We start from the raw sequence: 22,689 nt of genomic DNA on the forward strand, positions 1-22,689 counted from the left end.
TGGATAAACAGGCAAGTATACCCATTGTGCAACGACATGGAGCGCGCTTGGTGTCAGTGCGCCATCAGCACCGGCAAGGTCATCTGGCGCAGCACGGTTTCCGTCACGCCGCCCAGCAGGATTTCGCGGAAGCGCGCGTGGCCGTAGCCGCCCATCACCAGCAGGTCCGCATGCACTTCGGCGGCCATGGCCAGCAGCGCCGCGCCGATGTCGCCCGTGGCGACGGCCGGGCGCACTTCGACGGGCACGCCATGGCGGCTCAGGTAGGCGGCGATGTCGGCGCCCGGATGGCGCGCCGGCTGCGCGTGGCCGACGGGCGGATGCAGCAGGGCCAGCACCACCAGGCGCGCCGCGCGCAAGAGGGGCAAGGCGTGGCCGATGGCGCGCGTCGCTTCCATGCTGCCATCCCAGGCCACCACCACCGTGTTGTCCACCTGTGCGAACTGGCCGCTGCGCGGCACGATCAGCACGGGACGGGCCGCGTTCAGCATCACGTAGGGCACCAGGTCGCTCATGGCGCCGGGCAAGGCTTCGCCGGCGTCGTGCTGGCTCAGCACGGTCAGATCGCTGTAGCGGGCGCTGACGGCCATGCCGCCATCCTCGTCGTCTTCGATCAGGCGCCGCTCGAGCGAGACGGCGCCGGCCTGGCGCGCGAGCGTCTCGAACTGGTCCAGCGCCTGTTCTGCCTGCCCGTGCAAGGCTGAAATCTGCGCCGCCACGGCCGCGCCGCGCATGCCGCGGTTGTTTTCCAGGGTAAAGCGCGACATGCCCGTCATGGCGGCGCCGATCAGGTGCGCCTGGTGCGCGTGCGCCAGCCGCGCCGCGATGGCGATGCGCTGCGGCGCATGGCGCGACAGGTCGGCGTGGACGAGGATGGATTTGTAAGCCATGTTGTCATTCGGTAGTCAGGATGGCAACAAGGCTAGAACGGCAACACGGGCAAGTCCAGCATTGCCGTGCTGGCCGGGGCTTTTCTTATGCTGGGCTTGATGTAAGTCAAAAAAAGAGAGGCCAGGGCCATCTGCAAGTGCGCAGCCAGGAAAGTGCAAGCTGTTTGATGTGCATCAAAATGCCCGCCCCAGCGCCAGCCATAATGGCATTGAACTCCTGGCCCCTCCAGTGGTCTGCATCGGCGCCGGCGCCATCTGTCCGGCACTTGCTTGTGTGACGCAACAACGCTGGCCGTGGCGGGAGTTCACTCTTCAAGCGGGCGCGTGGTGTTCCGCTTTCTCTGCCCAGCGCAGCCGGATGGCGTCGATGGCGGGCAATTCCCCGACAAACAGGTCGACCAGCCGCGCATCGAAATGGCTGCCTTGTTGCGCCTGCAGATAGCCCACGGCGTCGGACACCGACCACGCGCGCTTGTACGGGCGCACCGAGGTCAGCGCGTCGAACACGTCGGCCACTGCGACGATGCGCCCCGCCAGCGGGATCGCTTCGCCTGCCAAGCCGTTCGGGTAACCGCTGCCATCCCATTTTTCATGGTGCGACACGGCGATGGCGCGCGCCAGCGCCAGCATGCCGCCTTCCGCATGTTCGCCGATGATGTCGCCGCCGATGCGCGCGTGCGTCTGCATGATGGTCCATTCGTCCGCGTCGAGCTTGCCCGGCTTTTGCAGGATGCGGTCGGGGATGCCGATCTTGCCCACGTCGTGCATGGGCGCCGCGTGCAGCAGGTCGTCCGCGGCGGCCTCGTCCATGCCGGCGGCCACGCCCAGCAGGCGGGCGTAATGGCTCATGCGGATCACGTGCAAGCCTGTTTCATTGTCCTTGTATTCGGCCGCCAGGCCCAGGCGCTGGACGATCTGCAGCCGCGTTTCCTTCAATTCATCGATGCGCACCAGCGACAGGTGCGTGCGCACGCGGGCGCGCACGATGGCGGGGCTGAGCGGCTTGGTGATGTAATCGACGGCACCCGCCTCAAAACCGCTCAGTTCGTCGCGCATGTCGTTCAGGGCCGTGACGAAAATGACGGGAATGGCGGCCGTCAGCGGCGCGGCCTTCAGCTGGCGGCAGGCGTCGTGGCCGCTCATGCCGGGCATCATCACGTCGAGCAGGATCAGGGCCGGGCGCTCCTGCTGCGCCAGTGCCAGCGCCCGCGCGCCATCCTTGGCGAACAGCAGCGCATAATCGTTCTGCAAGATCTGGCGCAGCAATTGCAAATTGGCCGCCTCATCGTCGACGATGAGAATCACGGGCCTGGCTGGTGCATTCATGGGGACTCCGGGGCGTAGGTGTGCAGCAAGTCGTGCAGCAGCGACTGTGCTTGGGGGAAATCAAAGTCGTCGATGGCATGCAGCAGCGGCGTCAGCTCGTCCGCTTGCGCGCCCATGGCGTGCTGCAACTGTGCTTGCGCCGTGTCATCGAGTTCGCCGCGCCGCAAGGCGCTTAACAGGGCATTGGCCGCTTGCCGGACGGCGGGCGCGTCGATGGCCGCCGCCGTTGCCGCCGGCAAGACAGGCGGCGCCAGCCGGGCGATGGCGGCCGTTGCCGCCGGCCATTGCGTCAGCAGGGCGCCCAGGATCTCGTCGAGCTGCTGCGCCGTGGCGGGACTGGCACCGGCGCAGTATTGCTCCAGCGCCGCCAGGCTGGCGGCCAGTTGCTCCAGTCCCAGGTTGGCGGCCACGCCGCGCAGTTGGTGGCTGTGCGACAAGAGCGCCGCGTGGTCGCGCGCTTCGATGGCGGCCAGCAGGGCGGGCGGCAGGCGCGGATGCTCGCGTCCGAAACGGGCCAGCGCCGCGCGGTAGGCGCTGTCGTTGCCGGCCCAGCGCTGCAGGGCGCCCGCATGGTGCAGCACCCGTCCGCCTGCGGGGGGCGGCGCGTGGCTATCGTCGGCCGGGTCCGCCGCCAGGCCCAGCACGCGCGCGATTTCCAGCGCCAGCGCCTGCCATTCGACGGGCTTGGTGGCGAAACCGTCCATGCCGGCCGCCCGCGCCGCCTTGCGGTGCGCCTCGAGCACGCTGGCCGTCATGGCGATCACGGGCACGCGCGGGCGTCCGTCGCGCAGGGCGGCGGCACGGATGGCTTGCGTGGCGGCCAGGCCATCCATGTGCGGCATTTGCAAGTCCAGCAGCAGCACGTCGAAGTCATCCTGCTGCGCCAGCTGCAAGGCTTGCGCGCCATCGCCAGCCGTGACCACCGTGTGGCCACGCTTGCCCAGCAGTAAGCTCAGCAGTTCGAGATTCTGCGGCACGTCGTCGGCGGCCAGCACGCGCAGGGGCGGCAGGCGCACGCTGCGCCGTTCGCTGGCGGGCAGCGCCGCCTGGCGCGCTGGCAGCAAGGGCAGCATGACGTGGAACACGCTGCCATGCGGCAAGGCGGCATCGGCCCAGATGCGCCCCTGCATCAGGGTCACCAACTGCCGGCTGATGGTGGTGCCCAGGCCCGTGCCGCCAAAGCGCCGCGTGGTCGAGGCGTCCGCTTGCACGAAGGGATCAAAAATGGCGTCGCGCCGTTCCGCGGGGATGCCGATGCCGCTGTCCTGCACCAGCAGGTGCAGCTGGCCATCGTCGCGGCGCGCCGCCAGGCTGACGACGCCGCCGGGCGTGAACTTGATGGCGTTGTCGAGCAGGTTGCCCAGCACTTGCCGCATGCGCAACTCGTCGCCATGCAGCATGGCCGGCAGTTGCGGGTCGTACTGCACCTCCATGCGCAAACCCTTGGCGCGCGCATGGATGCCATACGTGGACGCCAGTTCATCGACCAGCGCCAGCAGGCTGTAGTCGCGCAATTCCAGCGCCACGGCGCCCTTGTCCAGCTTGGCAGTATCGAGCACTTCGTTGAGCAGGCGCAACAGCGAGCGGCCGGACTGGCGTACGGTATCGAGGTGGCGCCGCTGCTCGGGCGCCAGCGGCGAGTCGAGCAGCACATCGGTAAAACCGAGGATGGAATTCATCGGCGTGCGGATTTCATGGCTCATGTTGGCGACGAAGCTGGCCCGCGTGGCGGCCGCCAGCTCCGCTTTTTCCTTGGCCATGCGCAAGTCTTCCTCCATTTGCCGCCGTTCGCTGATGTCGAGGATGACGCCGTCGACCCAGCGCACGGCGCCTGCCGCGTCGTGCACGACGGTGCCCCGCTCCCACAGCCAGCGCGCCGTGCCGTCCGCATGCAGCAGCCGGTATTCGAGCAGGTAGGGCTCGCCGCTGGCGACGCTGCGGTTGAAGACGTCGATGACGTAGGTGCGCTCTTCGCTGGCGATCAGGCCCGTGATGGTGCGGCGCGGCGCCGCGCCGAGAAAGTCGGCGGGCGGATAGCCGGTGATGGCTTCCACGCCGTCGCTGATGAACAGCATGGGCTGGTTTTCCGCCGTGGTGCAGCGAAAGGCGATGCCGGGCAGATTGCCGATCAGCGAGCGCAACTGCTGCTCGCTCTCGCGCAGGGCGGCCAGCATGGCGCGCCGTTCGCTGATGTCCGTAATGAACAGCACATATAAATCCTGGTCGGCCAGGCGCGCGCTGGCCATCGAGCGCTGCACGGCGACCGGCACCCCATCCTTGCGCAGGTAGACGATTTCCTCGCTGGTGTGAACCGCTTCGCCTTCGCCCGTGCGCAGGTAGTGCAGCAGGCCCTGCTGTTCCGACTGGCGCACGTCGCTGACCAGCAGGCTGACGTGGCGGCCGATAATTTCCGCCGCCCGCCAGCCGAGGATGCGCTCGGCGGCGCCGTTGAAGTCGACGATGCCGCCATGCCGGTCGATGGTGATGACGCCGTCGACCGTGCTCGTCAACAGCGAGCGCGTCCAGTGTTCGCTCTGGTTCAGGTGGCGAAACAGTTCGCGGTAGCGCAAGATGCCCACGGCCGAAGCGACGAGGATCGTCAGGGCGATGGTCAGCAGGGTCACGCTGATCACCAGCATGGGCCGGTTGGCATCGGCATCATTGCCTGGGGGAATCGTCCCCACGAAGCGGGCGGCTTGCATGCCCATGTAATGCATCCCGGCAATCGCGCAACCCATGACGCCGGCGCTGATCAAGGTGCGCCGCGAGGCAGACACGCGGCCGCTCCAGCCGCGCAGGCCGAAGCGTATCCACAGGGCCACGGTGGCCAGCGCCACGGCAACGACGAGCGACAGCGCGAACAGCAGCGGCTCGTAGCGCAGCGACAGGCCCATGCGCATGGCGTGCATGCCCGTGTAATGCATGGCGCCGATGCCCAGGCCCACCAGCAAGCCGCTCCTGAGCAGCAGCGGCGCCGTGACGGCGCGCCGGCTGATGGTGGCCAGGGCCACGAACGAGGCCGCCACGCTGGGCACGATGGACAGCAAGGTCAGGCCCGGATCGTAGGCGACGCTGGTGCCCAGCTCGAAGGCCAGCATGCCGATGAAATGCATGGCCCACACGCCGCAGCCCAGCGCCAGGCTGCCGGCTAGCAGGCACAGCAAGTGCAGGCGGCGGCTGATGCTCGCCTGCGCGCGGCTGTACGCCGTCATCTGGAAGGCCATCCACGACGTGAAAATGGCGATCACGAGAGACAGCAGCACCAGGCCCGGCGCATGCTGGCCGTGGTGCAGCTGGGCCGGATCGGCGGGCAGGTGGAATAGGTGCTGGACGCTGGCAGGTATCATCGTGGGCAGGCAAATAGAGCGTCGTGGCGCTGAAAACAGGATCGGGGCCGGCCATCGCTGCGGGTGGCCGATGCAAATGACCTTACCAGATTTCTGGAAACAAATATCTTATTTGTAATTATTTTCTCTGTCGTGCAAGCCGTGCGCAGGCGGAAAAGTGGGGCGTATGCCTCGCCGCACCAAGGGAATGGCGGTGCGGGCGAAGAAGTTTCCATCAGGAATTGTGTGGTTTTTTTTGCAAAGTGCGACGTCTTGCCGGACGTCATGCTACATTCGCGTCCTGCTTTTTTCTGAAAGGATGACGATGCCTTTAGGTAACAACTTCTTGCGGCATAATCAGCAAGCCTGGGATGCCCAGGCGACCCGGAACAGTCCCTGGTCGCAGCCCGTCGACAGCGCCACCATCGCCGCGGCGCGCGCCGGACAGTGGCTCATCCACCTGACGCCCGGCCCCTTGCCGGCCGGTTGGCTGGATGACGTGCGTAGCAAGCGCATCCTGTGCCTGGCCGGCGCCGGCGGGCAACAGGCGCCCGTGCTGGCGGCCGCCGGCGCGCACGTGACCGTCTTTGATCTGTCTGAGCAGCAACTGGCGCAAGACCGCATGGTGGCCGAGCGCGACGGCTTGCAACTGGCCACCGTGCAGGGCGACATGCGCGACCTGGCCTGCTTCGCCGACGCCAGCTTCGATGTCATCGTCCATCCCGTGTCGAACCAGTACGTGCCCGATATCGCCCCCGTGTGGCGCGAATGCGCGCGCGTGCTGGCGGACGCTGGCGTGCTGTTGAGCAGTTTCTTCAACCCGGCCGTGTTCATCGGCGACCGCGACCCGCAATGGGCGAAGCAGGGCTTGATACGGCCCCGTTTCGTGCTGCCGTACTCGGATGTGGAGGATATGGATGCCGATGCGCTGGCGGCGCGCATGGAAAGGGGCGAGCCACTGATCTTCGGCCATGGCCTGGACAGCCAGATCGGCGGCCAGCTGGCGGCGGGCTTCATGCTGGCGGGATACCACGAGGAAATGCATCCCCACCCGCGCTTTGAAATTGAAAAATACCTGCCCAGCTTTATCGCCACGCGCGCCGTCAGGCTGGCGCGCGCGGGATAGCGGTTAGTTGTAGGGCTGCAAGTCCAGCCAGACGGCATACGACAGGCGCTTGCCATTCCACAGGCCGCCGCCGCGGATGACGGCGTCGCACGAGGTCAGCTGGCCCACCAGGTCCATGCGGCCCAGGTTGCGGCGCAGGCGCAGCGCGTCGTTGTGCGACAGGTAGCCCACCAGCTGGCCATCGATGAAGACGGCGATGGCCTTGTCCTGGAACGGGTTGGCATCGTCGCAGACGAGCAGGGCCAGGCATTTCTCTTCCGCATTGCCGGGACCGTGCTCGCCGGCCAGTTTGGCGATGGCGGGCTGGTACATCGATTCGTTTTCCACTTCCGACGCAAAGCGCCCCTCATCGGTCCAGTGATGCGCGGGTGCGCCCGCAGGAATCGCCGGCACGTACTGGCGCACCGACATGAGCGGCTTGTGCAGCGGTTTGGCGGGCGTGCGGCCGCTGAAGACGTAGTACAGCAGGGCGATGACGATCACGATGGCAAGCAGGTAAAGCATGGTATCTCTCTGATTTCTGAAGGGGAAGCCGGTGGCGCGGGCGCATTGCGCGGCGTTGCCGCTACTATAGCAAGTTCGTCGCCCGGTTCCGGGTAAATCTGGCCATCAGGCGGCGCCGGCGGCGCAGTGCGCGCGGGTCGATCAGCACGATGGGCGAGGCGCCCGTCAGCCCCGAATAATACTGGCCGTGCTGGCGCAGCACGATGGCATAGTCGCGCAGCGCATGGCCCTGCGCCAGCATGCGCGCGTCGCAATCGACTTCGATGGCAAAGCGCAGCCGGTGCAGTTGCCACCACAGGGGCACATTCCACGGCATGAGAATAATCAAGGCGTACGCCAGGGCCAGCAGCTGCGGGTCGCGCGCGGCCAGCCGGCATTGGGCGTGCGCCAGCAGCAGCGCCTGTTGCTGGGACGAAATCAATCGCAGCCAGACGGGCATCACGATGCGCGGCCGCAGCAGTCCCGCCACGCAGGGACCGATGCCGCCGCTCAGGAAGACGGGCGTGCCCAGCAAGGTGCTCTTTTGCCAGCGGCGCTGGTGCGACAGCAGCCAGACGCTGCGCAGCGCCAGCAGCAGCAACATGCCGCTCGATAGCATGAACCAGCCCAGTTTCAGCTGCGCCTGCTCCGCCGGCATGGCCGCCAGCACGCCGGGCAGCCATGCCAGGGGCACGATGGCGGACGCGGCGATGGCCGCCAGCCACAGCCAGCGTGTCGTGCGCCCGCGCCGTTGCAGCGCGCGCTCGGCGCGCCAGGCGGCGGCGCTCAACAGCAGCGCCAGCGCCATGGTGCACAGCAGCCAGGCCGGCATCGGGCGCCTAGCGCTTCAGCGCCATGCCGACGGAGGCGGGCGCCGTGTGCTTGAAACCGAACTGCGCATACAGGTCTTGCGCCTGGCCATCTGCGATCAGGCTGATATACGCGCTTTCCGGCACGTCGCGATCGATGAACTGGCGGATTTCGCGCATGATCAGCTTGCCCAATCCCTTGCCCTGGTGGGCCGGCAGCACGGCGATATCGACGACCTGGAAGAAACAGCCGCCATCGCCGATGATGCGGCCCATGCCCACCACCTCGTCGCCATGCAGCACTTGCACGGCAAACAGGGAATTCGGCAAGCCCCGGGCCGCGGCATCCGTGGTTTTCGCGCTCAGGCCGGCGGCGACGCGCAGGTGCTGGTAGGTGGCGATGGACGGGATGGCCAGGCGGGTGGTGTAGGGCGATGCTGCGGTCAAGGCGGTCTCCTGTAGAAATAGTTTGGAGCGGCAATTATAGGCGGCGATGGATTTTCGTGACGGCAGGCTTTATTCATCGCGCGCTATGTCGTCCGTGCCGCTTTTGCGCTATGGTGGCGCCATCCCCATATTTGTTGAAAGCACGCCATGTCCGCAGGATTTACCGCCACCGAGTTGTCCGTCATCAATGAAGACGACGCCCTGATCACCACCCTGGCCGCGCCAGCCGGCAAAGGCGAGCCCGTCTACCTGATGCTGCAGCGCGCCGACGAGTATGACGAGCAGGACGTGGCCATGGGCATGGACGAGCCCTACATCGAATATGGCGGCCAGGAATTTGCCTGGTACGGCCACATGCACGCCGTGATTCTGCATCCGAACCGTTTGTCCGTGCAGATGGATGCCGAGGCCGCCATGCAGATGGACGACGACGGCCAGATCGACGTGCGTTTCAACTTGACGCCCGAGCGCTACGCCCAGCTGCAGCGGGCGCTGCGCACCACGTTCGAAGGCTGCGACTACTATCGCGAAGAACGTTGATCTGCGTGGACGGCACCGGCCATGATGTCGGGTATGCTGGATAGAGGATATGGACTGGGGAGTGGACGATGACGGTGCTGATACTCGGTTTGCTGCTGTTCCTGGGCTTGCACTCGGTGCGCATCGTCGCTGACGGCTGGCGCAGCGCCCAGCTGGCGCGCCTCGGCGAAAAGCGCTGGAAGGGCCTGTATTCGCTCGTGGCGTTCGTGGGGCTGGGCCTGATCATCTGGGGCTACGCCCTGGCGCGCCAGCAGCCGCAAGTGCTGTGGTCGCCGCCCATGGGCTTGCGCCACATCAGTGCCCTGCTGATGCTCTTCTCGCTGATTTTATTGGCGGCGGCCAATGTGCCGCGCAACCGAATCAAGACTCTGGTGCACCACCCCATGCTGCTGGGCACGCAATTCTGGGCGGTGGCGCATCTGCTGGCCAACGGCAACGTGGCCGACGTGTTGCTGTTCGGCGGCTTCCTCGTCTGGTCGTCAGTCGATCTGTATGCCGCCGTGCAACGCGACCGCGCGGCCGGCGTGGGGTACGAGGGCGGCACTATGGCAGGCACCCTGATCGCGGTCGGCGCGGGCTGTGCGCTGTGGCTGCTGCTGGCGTTCTGGCTGCACGGCGTGCTGTTTGGCGTGCGGCCGTTTGGATAGGCGGAGGAAGCAAGCGCAATTCCGTGCGTTTCAGCATTATCGATACGGAGTGGGGGGCGGTGAAAGCGGGGCTGGAGGGCAGGCTGGGGTGTTAAGGGATTTTTGACCGGATGGAAGACCGGCCGCTGGCGTCCAGCATATCGTGTAACAGCTGGTCGCCCAGGCGGTTTGAGAAGTGCGTTTCATCCCAAAACATGGGCATGGAAAGAGGGGCATTGTCAGATTGGTCACTTTCATCGTTACGCAGCTCATAGTTCAGCAAAGGCACATGGAATTGCGATGCGAGCAGGGAAACCTCTCTTTTCCACTGCGCGGCTTGAGGCACGAGTCCGGCCTGGTGGATACGTGTTTGCCATTTTTCGCTAACAGGCAAAATCAGCAAAATAACTTCTATCTGCCTGGTTTGCGCGAGATGGAAGATGGCCGTCAAATCCCTGACATCGGCGGCATTGTTTGCATGATTTTGACAAGCGCTTGCAATCGTCTTGAATAGCTGCTTAAAGCGCGACTCATGTGCTTGCGCTCCCCCTGCACGTGTAGCCCCTTTGGCAGGATCGTCATAGTAACGTCCTTGTTTGTCAAAATAGCTGTCGAAGGAGCGCGGAGGGAACAGATTTATTTTCAGCGTTCTTAGGCTGTATATGACGGCATTCTCGGGCGACAGATAATGAAACGGCAAGTCGAGCTCATTTTTTGTCACCGCATTTTCATTTTTCGTTTCGCAGGCATTGGATGTGAGGTAATTGACTTCCAAATACAGCCTTCGAATGCGTGCCTCTTGGCTCAGGATGAAAAACAGATCCTTGGCTGTTGATAGCGGCAGGGCATCGATGCCAGCCACTTGAACGTTGCCGCCGTATAAGCTGGAGGCGAGCGTTTCGTTGAAACCACGCCGTACCCGGGAAGAACCAAGAATCAGCACGTCAGGCGGGTTCAGCGTGCTGCGCAATACAGCCGCGCTTGCCTGGCTGCTGTTAGGAATCTCCAGTCTGATGGTATTGATCTTATGGCTCGACTGGTGCCGCCAGATGGCATAGGGATCGACGATAAAAACGAGTCCGGCAATAAGGAGCGCGAATCCGAGCGCAATGAAAAAAACGCAGGCGAAAAAGCGCGCGATGGGGATGTCTTGATTAAAACCCTGCATATTTGAACTCTTTGACAGCGGACAAATTGATGAGCGCCAGGCACAGCGCGACGGCGACTGCTACCGCCCACGCCAGGCTGGGTTTCCAGGCCAACGAGCTGGTCGTGGATTTTTTCAGTTGCACGCTCCAGGCGGGGAGTTCTTTCGCCATCAGGTCGATCAGGGAGGGGGCAGACCAGTTAAATGCCACGGCGGCGAGGATGGCGGTGATGCCGAAAAAACCTCCAGGCCAGGCGCTTGCCTGTCCGGCACCCAGCAAGCCGAGAATGACGTGCCGTGCCTCCTGCCAGTCGGGCGTGGCCCACAGGCTGACGGAAAAGCCGATGGCCGCCAGCGTGAAGGTCCTGCCAGCCCAGTGCTGCAGCTTGCCGCCCTTGCGCGACACCAGATTCCAGCGCCGCAAGGCGTGGTTGCCCGTGACGAGCAGTCCTTGGTAAACGCCAAAGATCAGCAGTGGAATGGTGGCGCCATGCCAGATGGCGACAGCCATCATCACCACGAACAGGGCTGCGTAATGCCGCCATACCTGGCGTTTCCTGGTCAGGGGCCGATACAGGTAGTCGCGCATGAAGGCACCCAGGGTCACATGCCAGCGCGTCCAGAATTCGACCGGGCTGGACGACTTGAACGGGGCATGGAAATTGACGGGCAGGTGGATGCCGAACATGCGGCTGATGCCCATGGCCATTTCCGAATAGCCGCAAAAATCATAGTATGTTTCAAACAGGAAACCCAGGCAGGCGATCCAGGTCTCGACGAGGCCGATGGGGTCGCCTTGTCCCGCGCGTAGGAAAACGTCGCCCTGGGCGTGGTGAAAAATGGGTGCGACGCAGGATTTCTTGAACAGGCCCATGGCAAACAGGGTGAGGCCGACGGCATAGTCGCGCGGCGCCGGATGCAAGGCCGACGACGTGCCCGGCGCGCCCAGGAATTGCGGCAGCATGTCCTTGTGCGACAGCAGGGGGCCGGCAGGCAAGTGGGGAAACCAGGCCACGAAGAGCGCGTATTCGAGCGGATTGGTGCCGCGGGCCTGCCCCCGCGCCGTATCGACCAGGAAGGCGATTTGCGTAAATGTAAAATACGAGATGCCCAGTGGCAAAGCGGGAATCGCCGTGCCGGGCACGGTGAAGAATGTCGCATATTTATAAAACGCGAGAAAACATAAATTGCCCGCAATGGCCAGCGCCAGGTAGCGGGTTTTCCCGCGGCTCCTGCCGATGACGCCCGCAAGCAGCCAGTTGGCGCCCATCGACGCACAAAACAGCAGCAGGTTGTGCGCATCGTTGAGGTAATAAAAGGCCAGCGAGATCAGCAGCGGCAGCAGCAGCTTGAAATGGCTTGTCGACAGCAATTGGCGATAGCCATACGCGGACAGGGGCAGGAAGGCGAAGGCAAACCAGTACGAGGTAAAACTCATCGTATTACAGGGGGGCCTTGGCCGAGTTGTTGGCGTTCAAAAACAGCTTGGCCCAGATTTCCCGCACTTCCAGCCATTTGGCGAGCTCTTCCGGTTTTCTGACGGCTTCACGGATACGTGACAGATAGGTCGATTGTCCCATCGCATATGCGCGGCAGTTGCTGCAATCGATATTCGAACTGCAGCACTTGCCCTTGCCCGGTTGATGATCGACATGCACATGCACTTGCTTGGTGACGCGGAAACCGCAGTTCCTGGCGATCTTGGTGACGGGATCGATGTCATAGAGCTTGTCGCCCGTGACCCAGTCGTCATAGTGCAGGGAGTATTGCACCGTTTCCGGATAGGCCAGCATGGCGCGCACAATTTCCTCGCGTGCATGGGCAAAATCGGCTTGCGTCAGGGCCAGGCTTTGCGTGGCACTGCTGATGCGGAAATACGCCTTGTCGTTATCGGCCTTGTTTTCCAGCTTGTCCAGATAGCGGGTGGTGGGGCTGAAATAGCTGAAGGTGAGCGGCAAGCCGTGACTGTTGGCAAGCTCTGCCATGATCATGATCTGATTGATATTCAGGGAGGTAATGGTAAACACGCAAACGGCACGCGGGTCGTCGCGGTAGTTGTTCATCGCCTTGGTCAGCACGTCGCCGGCACGCAATGAACTGCCGATTTCATCGACCCCCCAGGAAGAGATATGGATGCGATAAAAGATATCGTCCGGCAAGCGTATCGTGCCATTGGTAAACACAATGCCATGCGGGATGTATTTTTGGGCCGCACGCAGCCTGTCGGGCACCAGGCTCGGTTCCGCGCCCGCCATGTAGGCCAGCGTGACGCCACGCGCCGCATCGGCGGCAAACAGGGCATCCCATTCGGCAAGCGAACGGCTATCTTCGTGTCCTTCGTTCTCCTCGCCTTCGAAGAAGAGGCAGCCCTCGCAACGCAAATTGCATTTTGACGCCACATCATAGTTGGCCGCCTTGAGGGTTCCCAGCCGCGCATTGAGTTCACGAAAATAGGCGAAGTCATTGTGCTTCGTGGCGGACGCAAGTTCAGAGAGGGAGTTCATAGGCACCGGAAGGTAAGATCGAAAAATTTATGGACATTGAACATCCTGTACAGCGAGGCATGATGGCAGCTTGCATGCCCAGGCGTGAGCCGTAAAATGGGCGAGGGCCTGAGGCCTTAGTATGCCGCTTGCTCCGGCAAAATGAAATATTGGCTATAAATTAATTTACTTTTAAGCCACATCTTTTTATTGCAATGCAAGATTTTCTTGACAGCATGAAATACTCCATTTCCGCCGTTTGCAGGGCCTGCGCGGCCGGTGCTGCGGCGCGTGACTAGCAAGTTGGGTGCACAGGGTGCGCATTTGACACGGAGGGGGCGGCGAAAGCGTGGAAAATCAGGCGAAAAAAAACCACCCGATCCTGAGAATGAGTGGTTGTTTTCTGGTGTTGCGATGTCTGGTGGGGGAGCCGGAATCGAAAACTGCTATGAGAATTCAGCAAATATCCAAAAATACCATCATAAATACCATCATTGGAGAAAAAGTTCTTCGTTACCATTCCATTTGGAGCGGTTGCTGGTGACTTCAGACGAACAGTCTAGTACAAAAAACGTCAAATGCTAGTACTCCCGATGATTTTTTTTGATTTTGTATTTTCTTCCCAGCAAGCATCGGCAGCGAGGGAACGCTTTCTTGAAAAGCATGGCCGAAAATTGCTGCGATTTTTTTGAGGCGACGGCCTTTCTATTGCGGTGTCCGCTTACGCCCCAAAGCGGCCCTTCGTGAACTAGAACTCTACTGACATTTTTATAGCACCGTTACCCATCAGGCGTGCATCGTGATAGCTAGGAGAGGCGCTCGCCCTGCTTCTTCGCATCGTTCATTTACAAAAGCAGCGCACTCAAGCAGCTCATCATACAATGCAGGACATCTAGTCTTGAAGGATGATGCGCCGTCAATGACCAAAGCCAAACTCTCACCTGCAGCGACATGTACCGATGACATCTGTGCCGACGGCTCGTCGAGGTATCCCATGCAGTCAATCCATGCGTTCATATTTCTCCCGTAGAAATATGGGAACCCACAAGCATCAGAGAAAACCGAGTGAAAGGTCTCATCGTCGACTATCAGGTTTGAATTAATTCGAATTGAGTTCATAGAAAATTTCTGCCCTGCTCACGGAGAATCGAACGGCCGCTCCTGGCCGCTTGCCGCCGTTAGCTAATTAAAGCCGTAGCCGACAAGCGCCCCAGAGAATAGCAAATTGCCGAACGGAAAACTACACGCATTGTCACGCCCGGGCAAATGCCTTTCCTATGCGCCAGACGGTCAAATTCATGCCGAAATGCAATCGGTAACGCGGCTGCTGGGGACGCCAGCACACCAGCCTGTCGATTACCTGGCGCGCCCGCCTGAGCGTTTCCGGACAGCGCCCTGCGGCATGGACAGCCTGGGTGGCGGTGGCAGGTCCGGCAGGTGCGCCATGCGCTCCAGGCAGGGCGCTGCGGCGGTTGCCACTGTTCCGCTCAATGCCTGCAGCAGCGCATAGCGTGCCGCTTGTCCTTCGGCCATGCCCGGCGCGTGGCAGGTCAATCCGGCCAGCGCGCCAAATTCCGCAACCGTGATGGCGCTGCCACTGCGGCAAAGGTCGTCCGCCAGGCGGGATGCCGCCTGGCCGCGCAAGGCGTCGGCGACTGGGTGCACGGACAGTTTGATCCAGGCCTGCAAGCGGCCATGCTGCACTTCCACCACGGCGGCGCTGTGCCAGCCGCGCGCGTCCAGGCGCTGCAAGTCTGCCTCTTGCAAGCCGTCGAGCAGCAGCAGACCATGCTGGCCTGCGGGCCGCAGGGTGACGTCGTAGCCGCGCGCGTTCATGCGCTTGAGCCAGGCCAGACTGCGCAGCAGTTCCCGTTCGCTCCACTGCCGCATCTCTTCTTTGCCGTCCCTTGCCTGCACCAGCCTGACGACGAACTGCGCGCAGCCCATTGCCGTCATTTGCCCGCGCACGGCTTCCAGGCTGCGGTCGCGGGCCGGATCAGCGCGGCCAGCTGCCGCGCGTCCAGCACGTTCTGCAGCCTGGGGGCAGGTGCCAGACAGAGCCACAATGCGCTGGCGAGCAGCCCCGTCATCATGCCCACCAGCGCGGCCAGCAGATACTGGCGCTGCGACAGCGTACGGCTGCTGCAGTCGATTGCCTGGGCGCTCTCGCGTGCCGCCTGTTCCGCGCTGTGCCAGGCGCTCGTCGCCGCCTCGATCTGGCGCCGGAACTGTTCGCCCTGGCGCGTGCCGTCGAGGCCCAGCTGCTGCATCGTCTGGCGCGTCTCGTCCGTCAGGGCCGCCATCGCCTGCGCCAGCGGCTCCAGGGTCGCCGCCAGCTCCTCGGCGCTGGCCAGCTTCGCCTGGTGCAGCTGCGCCATCCTGCACGCCAGCGCGTCCAGCTGCGCCGTATTCTCGGCAGTGGCCAACTGCCGCAAGGTCTCGCTCTTTATCATAGTGGACTCCTCGCTTCGCCAATCCCATGGGACTGTATCCGCGTCCCAGATCGCTGCCCTTCATCAGTACGCCATCGAGGCGGTAGGACAGGCCCGCCAGGGTGCTGTCATGGCGCTGCGTCACCGGCACCAGGGCCACGCCCGCCGCTGCCAGGCGCTGCATGAAAGCGGTGAAACTGCCGCAGCCGGTAATGGCGGCATCGCACAGCTGCTGCAGGCGCTGCCGCGTCGAGGCGATGCCGGTGCGCAGGCCTGCCTCGATTTCGCCCCGGCTCGCCGCGCGGCGCGGCGCCTCGACGGAGGGGCGCAGCTGCTGCAGGCCGAAGTCGCGTTCGACCGCGCGCATGATGCTCTCCTGGCGCCGGTAGTCGTGGCTGTCGCTGGCAACGCCGCCATCGCAGCGCACGCGGTTGACCAGCAGGTGCACGTGTTCATGCCGGGTGTCGGCGTGGCGCGTCAGCAGGTACTGGTTGTCGTCCAGGCCCATGCCCGCCAGATAGCGGCCCGCGATCTGCGTCCACTGGGCGTCGGACAGCTGCTCTCCCGGCGCGGCCGACAGCGACACGTGCAGCACCGCCTTGCCCAGGCCTGGGCGCAGCTTGCGCACGGCGCCGAATTCCTGCGCCAGTTCGCGCGGCGTGCGGCCGGTCATGTTGGTGTCGATCACGCGCGCCTGCTCCTTGCCCAGGTCGTACGCCAGCACGCCGCGAAAGCCGCGTCCCTTGATGGCCTTAGCGATCATCGTCCTGCTCCTTGACGCCCAGCAGTGCCAGCCGCAGGCGGCGCGTTTCGGCGATCAGCCGCTGCAGCAGGGCGTCGGCCACGGCGACGCGGCCGCCTTCGTTGGCGAGATGGGTCAACTGATTCAGGTTGGACGCCAGGCGGGCCAGTTCCACGTAGTGTTCGCGGTTGATGGCGGCGACGGGCGGCGAGGGCAAGGCGCGCGCCAGCGCTGCGGCGCGCAGCCATTGCGCGGGACGCATCTGCATGCGGGCGGCGCGTTCCAGCAGCGCCGCATGTTCGGCGGCCGAGACGCGCACGCCGATGGTGGCGCCGCGCACGGCGGCCGGGTCGCCTTTCGGGCGGCCGCCTTGTCGCTTGCGTGGCGTGGTCTCGGCGTGCATCGATGCTCCTGGCGTGGTGGGCGAGCGCAGCGAGGATGGCCCCCGCAGGGCAAGCCGGTTTGAGCGAAGCGAAAACATGGCTTGCTCCTCGCCAGCCCATGCGCCCGCGGCTCCCCGCCTTTGAATGTAGCCGCGGGCCAGCCGCTTTTCTTACGCGATATCAAACAGTGCGGGCGCTGTCGCTAAACAGGACGACGGCGGATGTGGGTGGACGCACGCCGTGTCGCCTATCGTGGCGCGGCGACGACATGCGCGCGTGGCGCGGCACCTGTTCCGGCCAGCGCCGCCGCTGGTTTTCTTTCTCCAGGCGGGCGTCGCCGTCAGGCTGGCGGCGTGGCGACGCCGTCGCGCAGGGCGTCGAGATAGTCGGCCCAGCGCTGCATCATGGCGCGGCGCGCAGGCAGGTGCGCCGTGCGGTTGTAGGCGCGCCCGTTCGGGTCGATGACGCTGTGCGCCAGCTGGTGCTCGATCAGGTCCACGCGCTCTTGCAGCACTTCGTCGAGGATGGTGCGGGCCATGGCGCGGAAACCGTGGCCGCTCATGACTTCCTTGGCATAGCCGAGGGAACGCAGCGCCGCATTGATGGTGTTTTCGCTCATGCAGCGCTGGCCGCTGCGCAGGCCGGGAAACACGTAGCGGCCTTCGCCGGTGACAGGCTGCAGCGCGCGCAGGATCGCCACGGCCTGTGTTGGCAGCGGCACCAGGTGTTCGAGCTGCATTTTCATTTTCCTGGCCGGGATGCGCCACTCGGCGGCATCGAGATGGATTTCGCTCCATTCGGCGGCGCGCAGTTCGCCGGGACGCACGAACAGCATGGGCGCCAGTTTCAGCGCCGCCACCGCCGTGACATGGCCGTGGTAGCCATAAATGGCGCGCAGCAGCGGCGCGACATCGCCCGGTTCCGTCAGTGCCGGGTAGTGCGTTCTTGGCACCGGCGTCAATGCGCCTTTCAGGTCTGCCGTGACGTCGCGCTCGACGAGGTCCATCGCCACGCCGAAGCGCAGCACCTGGCCGCACAGCTGCTTGATGCGGTGCGCCGAATCGATCGCGCCGCGCGCCTCGACGCGCTGCACCACGCGCAGCACATCGCGCGGGCGGATGGTGTTGAGCGGCATCTTGCCCAGGTAGGGGATGACGTCGCCTTCGAGCCAGTTGCCGACTTTCTTTTGCGTGCTGGCGCTGCCGTTGCGCTGGATGGTGAGCAGCCACTGGCGCGCCAGCTTGTCGAAGGTGTTCAGGGCGGCGCTGCGCTGTTCGGCCTTCTGCGCGCGCTTGACGGCGTTCGGGTCGATCCCTTCGGCCAGCGCCTTGCGCGCGTCTTCGGCTTTGCGCCGCGCCTGGGCCAGGCTCACGCGGGGGTAGACGCCCAAGGCCAGCGTTTTTTGCTTGCCTGCATGGCGGTAATTCATCCGCCAGTACTTGCCCGTACGGGTGACCAGCAGGTACATGCCGTACAGGTCGGGATACTTGTCGCCGCTGGGCGTGCCCTGGTAGACGGCATGACGGATAAACAGATCGGACAGTGGCATGGCGCACTCCCTGATGGTATTTTTTTAGAGAAAATCCTAAATCCAGCAAAAAGTACCAACAAAGTTCATGGCTTTGAATGTACGCCGATGGACAAACACGGACAACAAAAAACCCGCGCTCCTATGACGAAGGCGGGTTCCTGGATATTTTTCGAGCTTCTACTGCTGTGTTCTGGTGCCGGGAGCCGGAATCGAACCGGCACGCTGTTTCCAGCGCGGGATTTTGAGTCCCGTGCGTCTACCTATTCCGCCATCCCGGCAACGCGAGACGCATTATCACTGATTTATCGTGATCCGGCAAGTTTTTCGCTTGGCATACGGTTTAGCCCATTAATAGGATGCTGCCTTTGCATGAAAAACGCCGTCCCGGGCGCGAACCGGGGACGGCGTGGTCAGGCTGCGGCGATGCTGGAATCAGTTATGCACGGAGTTCAGCTGGCGCGCGATGATGTCGTGGTTGAGCCAGACGACGGGCGCTTGCGGCTCCGACATGGCGTGGAACATCAGCGGGCCCGTGCCTTCCAGGACCAGCGAGCTCAGGTGGTCGGTGATCAGTTCCTTGCGGTCCTTGTGCAGCTTGGTGATGTCGTCCGAGGTGCCGATCATGACGTCGGCCAGCTCTGGCGTGTTGTCCATCGGCCAGGCGGCGAAGTTGCGGAACTGCACGCTGGTGGCGTCGCCGTTGTAGGCGGCGATACGGTCGAGCAAGTCTTGCAGCGAAACGCCGTCTTCCAGCAAGCCCTGGCAGATTTTCCATTGCTCTTCGGCCCAGGCTGCGCCGCCTTCTTTTTTCAGTGCGTCGAGCAGGGGGAACAGCGACAGTTCCACGCCGACGAAAATGTCGGACGAATTCGTGCGGATTTCCGGGCAATTGAAGACGGTCGCCTTGATGCCTTTTTCCCACGCGGCCTTGGCCACGTTTTCCAGGCGCATCTTGGCCAGGCCTTGCGTGTAGTTGCTGTACGTTTGCCACTGGTACTTGCCGTCGATCAAGATCTCCGTGCCGTGGTAGCCGTAGGCGCTGTAGCGCACCTGGCCGCCCGTCTGCTCGATGCGGGCGCGGATGGCGGCGCTGCCGTCGATCAGGTGTTGCAGCGTGTTGGCCGTGACTTCGTCGAAGTTCATCAGGATCAGCTTGCCCAGGTCGCTGTCGAGCAGGGCGCGCGAGGACATGAAGCGCTCGCCGCGGCCTTTGTAGATGCGGTTGGCGATGGCCAGGAAGACCTTGACCTTCGGAATGCCGCCAGCCATGGTGTGGGCGAAATACACATTGCTGCCGTCAGGAATCAGGCTGTCCAGCTCGGCCATGGCTTTCGCCACGGAAGCGCTGAAGCGGGCGATGCCGGCTTCGCGGCAGCGTTCGATCTGCGCCCAGTCCAGCTTGTCTTCTTGCCAGCTTTTCAGGGTCATGTCGGCCAGCAGGGCCGTCGGGGTCGGTTCGCCGGCTGGCGCGTCCAGGTCGAAACCGGCCATCAGCGGCACATTGATGATGCGGCCGCCCAGGTTGGCTTCGGCTTCGGCCAGCTCTTCCGCGTTCAGCGGGCGCAGCGCCATGTTTTCATCGCGGCGGCCGACCGTCATGCCGACGATATTCATGCCCGCCTTGCGCGCTTCGTCCAGCAAGCCATTCACATAGCCGCGGCCGAACAGCTCGCCGAACAGCACAAAGGTGTCGCCCTTGCGGAAGATATTTTTTTGCGGGATGTCTCTTAAGGACGTGATCTCGGTCATGGTATCAATTCATTCAAAAATTAGCGGGGCAGACGGCTAAACGCGCCGCCCGCTGGTTCAACATAGTGTGAAATTATGCGCCATTTCAGCGTGGAAAATCCTGTTGCGAACGATTCTCGTCTGGAATGGCATCTTCTTCTTCGTGCAGCTCTTATTCTTTCGCCATGGCGTATTTTACGCTGCCGCGGCGCACAGCGCCTGTTGGGCAGGGGCAGATAAGCCCGGCAGGCGCCGATATTACCTCAGCTTTGTCATGCTGGTCAGTAAAATTGATCTAAAACAAATCCTGCTGCCCGGACACGAGGCGCGAAAAATCATCGCCCAGGAAGGGCAATATCGCGTCGGCCACCGGCTGCAGCTGGCGCGTCAGGTAATGGTGGTAATCGATGGGCGAGCGCTGCGTTTCCAGCGGTTCCGGCCCCGCCACCGTGATGACATAGCTGATCCAGCCGCCGTTCTGGTACTGCAGCGGCCGGCCCTGCGCCAGGTTGTAGGCGTCGGCAGTGCGCGCCGCGCGCACGTGGGGCGGCACGTTGCGCTGGTAATCGTCGAGCGGGCGGCGCAGGCGCTTGCGGTAGACCAATAAAGCATCGAATTCGCCGCGCACCGTGCGCGCCACGTAGTCGCGCACATAGTCCTGGTAGGCGTCGCGCTGGAAGATGCGCAGGTACAAGGCTTGCTGGAATTGCTGCGCCAGCGGCGTCCAGTCGCTGCGCACGGTTTCCAGGCCCTTGTAGACCATCTGCTCGCTGCCGTCGGGCTTGCCCACCAGGCCCGCGTAGCGCTTCTTGCTGCCTTCCTCCGAGCCGCGGATGGTGGGCATCAGGAAACGCCGGTAATGCGTCTCGAATTCCAGTTCCAGCGCATTTTCCAGGCCGAATTCCTCGCGCAGATGCTGGTCCCACCAGGCGTTCACATGCGTCACCAGGGCGCGGCCGATCTTGCCCGCCTCTTCATCCGTATGTGCCGTTTTCAGCCACACGAAGGTGGAATCCGTGTCGCCGTAGATCACCTGATAACCCTGTTCCGTGATCAGTTCCCGCGTGCGGTGCATGATGTCGTGGCCGCGCAGGGTGATCGACGAAGCGAGGCGCGGGTCGAAGAAGCGGCAGCCGCTGGAGCCCAGCACGCCGTAAAACGCGTTCATGATGATTTTCAAGGCTTGCGACAGCGGCGCGTTGCGCTCGCGCTTGGCTATCTCGCGGCCCTGCCACACCTGTTTCACGATAGCCGGCAGGCAATGTTTCACACGCGAAAACTGCGCGCCCCGGTAGCCGGGCACGGTGTCGGCTTCATCGCCGCTGGTGCCCACCACCAGGCCGACCGGGTCGATGAGGAAAGTGCGGATGATGGACGGGTACAGGCTTTTATAGTCGAGCACGAGCACGGAATCGTACAGGCCCGACTGCGAATCCATGACGAAGCCGCCGGGGCTGTTTTCGCCGGAAATATCGCCCAGGTTGGGCGCCACGTAACCCTGCCGGTGCATCAGCGGCAAGTACAAATGTTCGAAGGCGGCCACGGAGCCGCCGCTGCGGTCGGCCGCCAGGCCCGTCACGCTGGCCCGTTCCAGCAAGAAGGTCAGCAGCTCGGTCTTGGCGAAGATGCGCGTGACCAGCTCGCAATCCTTGAGGTTGTAGCGCGCCAGCGCCGGCTTGTCTTCGCGGAAACGCCGGTCGATCTCGGCCATGCGCTGGTAGGGATTGTCGATGGACTTGCCTTCGCCCAACAAGGTCTGCGCCACGTTTTCCAGGCTGAATGAGGAAAAATTCCACGTCGCCGATTTTAACGCTTCGATGCCGTCGATGATCAGCCGGCCCGCGGCGGCCGCAAAATAGTGTTCCTGCTTGCCGCCATGTTCGCGCCATTCCATCACGGCGCCGCCCCGTCCCAGCTTCAACGGGACTTGATAACGCTCAGCATGTTGCTTGAGCACGCGCAAGTCGAACTGCACCAGGTTCCAGCCGATGATGGCGTCCGGATCGTGGCGCTCCATCCACGTATTCAGGCGTTCGAGGATCTGTGCGCGCGAGTCGCAGTATTCGAGGTCGAAGTCGCGTTCCCCGTCGACGCCGTTTGGCGGGCCCAGCATGTAGACCTGGCGCTGGCCGCAGCCTTCCAGGGCCAGCGAATACAGCTCGCCATGCGCCGTCGTCTCGATGTCGAGCGACACCAGTTTTAATGCGGGACGGTAGCCGGGCGCCGGTTTCAGCTGCACTTCCTGCAGTGTTTCTCCGCTGAATGTCACCGGTGCCGTAATAAAACGCTCCATCAGATAGCGTTCGGGCGGGCGGATGTCCGCTTCATACACGTCGATGCCGTGTGCGCGCAGCTGCTTTTCCAGCTTCAGCAAATGCCGGTATTGCTTGCAGTACAGTCCCAGCACGGGGCGATGGTGGAAATCGCACAGCGACAGGGGACGCAGCTCCGCGTGGCGTTCGCCGCGCAGCAGCTGTTGCGCCTGTTCCTGTTGCTCCATGGGAAGGAAGGCGACGGCCGTCTGCACGGGCAGGCGCACGTGGCGGGGCCCGGCATCCGTTGCCAGCCAGAAATCGACCTCCGTGCCGGCGGGCGTGTCGCGCCAGTGGCGGGTCAGGATGAAGCCCTGTTCGGGCGGGTGCTGCGTGTTGCCTGTCATGGTGCCGTGAA

At 63.5% G+C, this 22,689-nt stretch carries 19 protein-coding genes, 1 tRNA gene and 2 pseudogenes; 4 read left to right on the plus strand and 18 right to left on the minus strand.

What is annotated here, in order from left to right:
* Nucleotides 1–53 precede the first annotated feature (53 nt).
* The 3 genes from O0881_RS21700 to O0881_RS21710 form a co-directional block, all read right to left on the minus strand.
* Nucleotides 54–890, minus strand: coding sequence for a universal stress protein (locus O0881_RS21700; protein ID WP_289913008.1), 837 nt, complete (start codon nucleotides 888–890; stop codon nucleotides 54–56).
* Nucleotides 891–1,202: 312 nt separating this feature from the next.
* A complete protein-coding gene (locus tag O0881_RS21705; protein ID WP_289903344.1) occupies nucleotides 1,203–2,216 on the minus strand; it encodes an HD domain-containing phosphohydrolase in 1,014 nt (337 codons plus the stop codon).
* Entirely contained in the window at nucleotides 2,213–5,563 is a 3,351-nt protein-coding gene (locus O0881_RS21710; RefSeq protein ID WP_289913010.1) for an MHYT domain-containing protein, read from the minus strand. The genes O0881_RS21705 and O0881_RS21710 overlap by 4 nt, the downstream gene beginning before the upstream one ends.
* A 298-nt stretch (nucleotides 5,564–5,861) precedes the next feature.
* On the opposite strand from O0881_RS21710, the gene O0881_RS21715 reads away from it, so the two are divergent.
* Nucleotides 5,862–6,668, plus strand: coding sequence for a class I SAM-dependent methyltransferase (locus O0881_RS21715; RefSeq protein ID WP_289913011.1), 807 nt, complete (start codon nucleotides 5,862–5,864; stop codon nucleotides 6,666–6,668).
* A 3-nt stretch (nucleotides 6,669–6,671) separates the two neighbouring features.
* On the opposite strand, the gene O0881_RS21720 is transcribed toward O0881_RS21715, so the two are convergent.
* The 3 genes from O0881_RS21720 to O0881_RS21730 all read right to left on the minus strand — a co-directional run bounded on the left by O0881_RS21720 (nucleotide 6,672) and on the right by O0881_RS21730 (nucleotide 8,407).
* Entirely contained in the window at nucleotides 6,672–7,172 is a 501-nt protein-coding gene (locus O0881_RS21720; RefSeq protein ID WP_034780522.1) for a hypothetical protein, read from the minus strand.
* A 64-nt stretch (nucleotides 7,173–7,236) separates the two neighbouring features.
* Nucleotides 7,237–7,983 (minus strand): M56 family metallopeptidase, encoded by a 747-nt coding sequence (locus O0881_RS21725; protein WP_289913012.1) that lies wholly within the window; start codon nucleotides 7,981–7,983, stop codon nucleotides 7,237–7,239.
* 7 nt (nucleotides 7,984–7,990) lie between these two features.
* The gene (locus O0881_RS21730) at nucleotides 7,991–8,407 is read right to left on the minus strand and encodes a GNAT family N-acetyltransferase (RefSeq protein WP_289913014.1); all 417 of its coding nucleotides are present in this window, start codon (nucleotides 8,405–8,407) and stop codon (nucleotides 7,991–7,993) included.
* 147 nt (nucleotides 8,408–8,554) lie between these two features.
* Between O0881_RS21730 and O0881_RS21735 the strand changes: the two genes are divergently transcribed.
* The 3 genes and pseudogenes from O0881_RS21735 to O0881_RS29240 form a co-directional block, all read left to right on the plus strand.
* Nucleotides 8,555–8,947 carry an Imm10 family immunity protein gene (locus tag O0881_RS21735; RefSeq protein WP_289913015.1) on the plus strand — a complete coding sequence of 131 codons (393 nt, stop codon included), beginning with the start codon at nucleotides 8,555–8,557 and terminating at the stop codon, nucleotides 8,945–8,947.
* 68 nt (nucleotides 8,948–9,015) lie between these two features.
* Complete coding sequence (locus tag O0881_RS21740) at nucleotides 9,016–9,594, plus strand: NnrU family protein (protein WP_289913017.1); 579 nt, start codon at nucleotides 9,016–9,018, stop codon at nucleotides 9,592–9,594.
* A 5-nt stretch (nucleotides 9,595–9,599) separates the two neighbouring features.
* A pseudogene (locus tag O0881_RS29240) lies at nucleotides 9,600–9,689 on the plus strand (GNAT family N-acetyltransferase); the annotation flags it as partial.
* Here the strand turns inward: O0881_RS29240 and O0881_RS21745 are convergent.
* The 12 genes and pseudogenes from O0881_RS21745 to O0881_RS21795 form a co-directional block, all read right to left on the minus strand.
* Nucleotides 9,686–10,741, minus strand: a complete 1,056-nt coding sequence (locus O0881_RS21745) for a hypothetical protein (RefSeq protein WP_289913018.1) — start codon at nucleotides 10,739–10,741, stop codon at nucleotides 9,686–9,688. The pseudogene O0881_RS29240 and the gene O0881_RS21745 sit on opposite strands and share 4 nt — an antisense overlap.
* Complete coding sequence (locus O0881_RS21750; RefSeq protein WP_289913021.1) at nucleotides 10,728–12,158, minus strand: MBOAT family O-acyltransferase; 1,431 nt, start codon at nucleotides 12,156–12,158, stop codon at nucleotides 10,728–10,730. The genes O0881_RS21745 and O0881_RS21750 overlap by 14 nt, the downstream gene beginning before the upstream one ends.
* Before the next feature lie 4 nt (nucleotides 12,159–12,162).
* A complete protein-coding gene (locus O0881_RS21755; protein WP_289913022.1) occupies nucleotides 12,163–13,224 on the minus strand; it encodes a radical SAM protein in 1,062 nt (353 codons plus the stop codon).
* 765 nt (nucleotides 13,225–13,989) lie between these two features.
* Nucleotides 13,990–14,322, minus strand: a complete 333-nt coding sequence (locus O0881_RS29245; RefSeq protein ID WP_354670221.1) for a barstar family protein — start codon at nucleotides 14,320–14,322, stop codon at nucleotides 13,990–13,992.
* Between the two features lie 237 nt (nucleotides 14,323–14,559).
* Nucleotides 14,560–15,159 (minus strand): DNA-primase RepB domain-containing protein, encoded by a 600-nt coding sequence (locus tag O0881_RS21760; protein ID WP_289913024.1) that lies wholly within the window; start codon nucleotides 15,157–15,159, stop codon nucleotides 14,560–14,562.
* The gene (locus O0881_RS21765) at nucleotides 15,156–15,656 is read right to left on the minus strand and encodes an IncQ-type mobilization protein MobB (RefSeq protein WP_289913026.1); all 501 of its coding nucleotides are present in this window, start codon (nucleotides 15,654–15,656) and stop codon (nucleotides 15,156–15,158) included. The genes O0881_RS21760 and O0881_RS21765 overlap by 4 nt, the downstream gene beginning before the upstream one ends.
* A gap of 70 nt (nucleotides 15,657–15,726) precedes the next feature.
* A pseudogene (locus O0881_RS29250) lies at nucleotides 15,727–16,398 on the minus strand (relaxase/mobilization nuclease domain-containing protein); the annotation flags it as partial.
* Nucleotides 16,388–16,858 carry a plasmid mobilization relaxosome protein MobC gene (gene mobC / locus O0881_RS21775; protein ID WP_289913028.1) on the minus strand — a complete coding sequence of 157 codons (471 nt, stop codon included), beginning with the start codon at nucleotides 16,856–16,858 and terminating at the stop codon, nucleotides 16,388–16,390. The gene mobC and the pseudogene O0881_RS29250, both read right to left, overlap by 11 nt.
* A gap of 242 nt (nucleotides 16,859–17,100) precedes the next feature.
* The gene (locus O0881_RS21780; RefSeq protein WP_289913029.1) at nucleotides 17,101–18,309 is read right to left on the minus strand and encodes an integrase arm-type DNA-binding domain-containing protein; all 1,209 of its coding nucleotides are present in this window, start codon (nucleotides 18,307–18,309) and stop codon (nucleotides 17,101–17,103) included.
* Between the two features lie 173 nt (nucleotides 18,310–18,482).
* A tRNA-Leu gene (locus O0881_RS21785) sits at nucleotides 18,483–18,569 on the minus strand.
* A 154-nt stretch (nucleotides 18,570–18,723) separates the two neighbouring features.
* Nucleotides 18,724–20,040 (minus strand): hypothetical protein, encoded by a 1,317-nt coding sequence (locus O0881_RS21790; protein WP_176376560.1) that lies wholly within the window; start codon nucleotides 20,038–20,040, stop codon nucleotides 18,724–18,726.
* A 274-nt stretch (nucleotides 20,041–20,314) separates the two neighbouring features.
* On the minus strand, nucleotides 20,315–22,678 hold the full coding sequence (locus O0881_RS21795) for a DNA polymerase II (protein ID WP_251350163.1): 2,364 nt from the start codon (nucleotides 22,676–22,678) through the stop codon (nucleotides 20,315–20,317).
* Nucleotides 22,679–22,689 lie beyond the last annotated feature (11 nt).

Origin of the sequence: Janthinobacterium sp. SUN100 (genome assembly GCF_030397705.1) — a bacterium.
Taxonomy (GTDB): Bacteria; Pseudomonadota; Gammaproteobacteria; order Burkholderiales; family Burkholderiaceae_D; genus Janthinobacterium; species Janthinobacterium kumbetense.

What these genes read in the sequence shown, in the direction of transcription:
- O0881_RS21700 (WP_289913008.1), bottom strand. Translation starts at nt 890, where the DNA reads ATGGCTTACAAATCCATCCTCGTCCACGCCGACCTGTCGCGCCATGCG.
- O0881_RS21705 (WP_289903344.1), bottom strand. Translation starts at nt 2,216, where the DNA reads ATGAATGCACCAGCCAGGCCCGTGATTCTCATCGTCGACGATGAGGCG.
- O0881_RS21710 (WP_289913010.1), bottom strand. Translation starts at nt 5,563, where the DNA reads ATGATACCTGCCAGCGTCCAGCACCTATTCCACCTGCCCGCCGATCCG.
- O0881_RS21715 (WP_289913011.1), top strand. Translation starts at nt 5,862, where the DNA reads ATGACGATGCCTTTAGGTAACAACTTCTTGCGGCATAATCAGCAAGCC.
- O0881_RS21720 (WP_034780522.1), bottom strand. Translation starts at nt 7,172, where the DNA reads ATGCTTTACCTGCTTGCCATCGTGATCGTCATCGCCCTGCTGTACTAC.
- O0881_RS21725 (WP_289913012.1), bottom strand. Translation starts at nt 7,983, where the DNA reads ATGCCGGCCTGGCTGCTGTGCACCATGGCGCTGGCGCTGCTGTTGAGC.
- O0881_RS21735 (WP_289913015.1), top strand. Translation starts at nt 8,555, where the DNA reads ATGTCCGCAGGATTTACCGCCACCGAGTTGTCCGTCATCAATGAAGAC.
- O0881_RS21740 (WP_289913017.1), top strand. Translation starts at nt 9,016, where the DNA reads ATGACGGTGCTGATACTCGGTTTGCTGCTGTTCCTGGGCTTGCACTCG.
- O0881_RS21745 (WP_289913018.1), bottom strand. Translation starts at nt 10,741, where the DNA reads ATGCAGGGTTTTAATCAAGACATCCCCATCGCGCGCTTTTTCGCCTGC.
- O0881_RS21750 (WP_289913021.1), bottom strand. Translation starts at nt 12,158, where the DNA reads ATGAGTTTTACCTCGTACTGGTTTGCCTTCGCCTTCCTGCCCCTGTCC.
- O0881_RS21755 (WP_289913022.1), bottom strand. Translation starts at nt 13,224, where the DNA reads ATGAACTCCCTCTCTGAACTTGCGTCCGCCACGAAGCACAATGACTTC.
- O0881_RS29245 (WP_354670221.1), bottom strand. Translation starts at nt 14,322, where the DNA reads ATGAACTCAATTCGAATTAATTCAAACCTGATAGTCGACGATGAGACC.
- O0881_RS21760 (WP_289913024.1), bottom strand. Translation starts at nt 15,159, where the DNA reads ATGACGGCAATGGGCTGCGCGCAGTTCGTCGTCAGGCTGGTGCAGGCA.
- O0881_RS21765 (WP_289913026.1), bottom strand. Translation starts at nt 15,656, where the DNA reads ATGATAAAGAGCGAGACCTTGCGGCAGTTGGCCACTGCCGAGAATACG.
- mobC (WP_289913028.1), bottom strand. Translation starts at nt 16,858, where the DNA reads ATGTTTTCGCTTCGCTCAAACCGGCTTGCCCTGCGGGGGCCATCCTCG.
- O0881_RS21780 (WP_289913029.1), bottom strand. Translation starts at nt 18,309, where the DNA reads ATGCCACTGTCCGATCTGTTTATCCGTCATGCCGTCTACCAGGGCACG.
- O0881_RS21790 (WP_176376560.1), bottom strand. Translation starts at nt 20,040, where the DNA reads ATGACCGAGATCACGTCCTTAAGAGACATCCCGCAAAAAAATATCTTC.
- O0881_RS21795 (WP_251350163.1), bottom strand. Translation starts at nt 22,678, where the DNA reads ATGACAGGCAACACGCAGCACCCGCCCGAACAGGGCTTCATCCTGACC.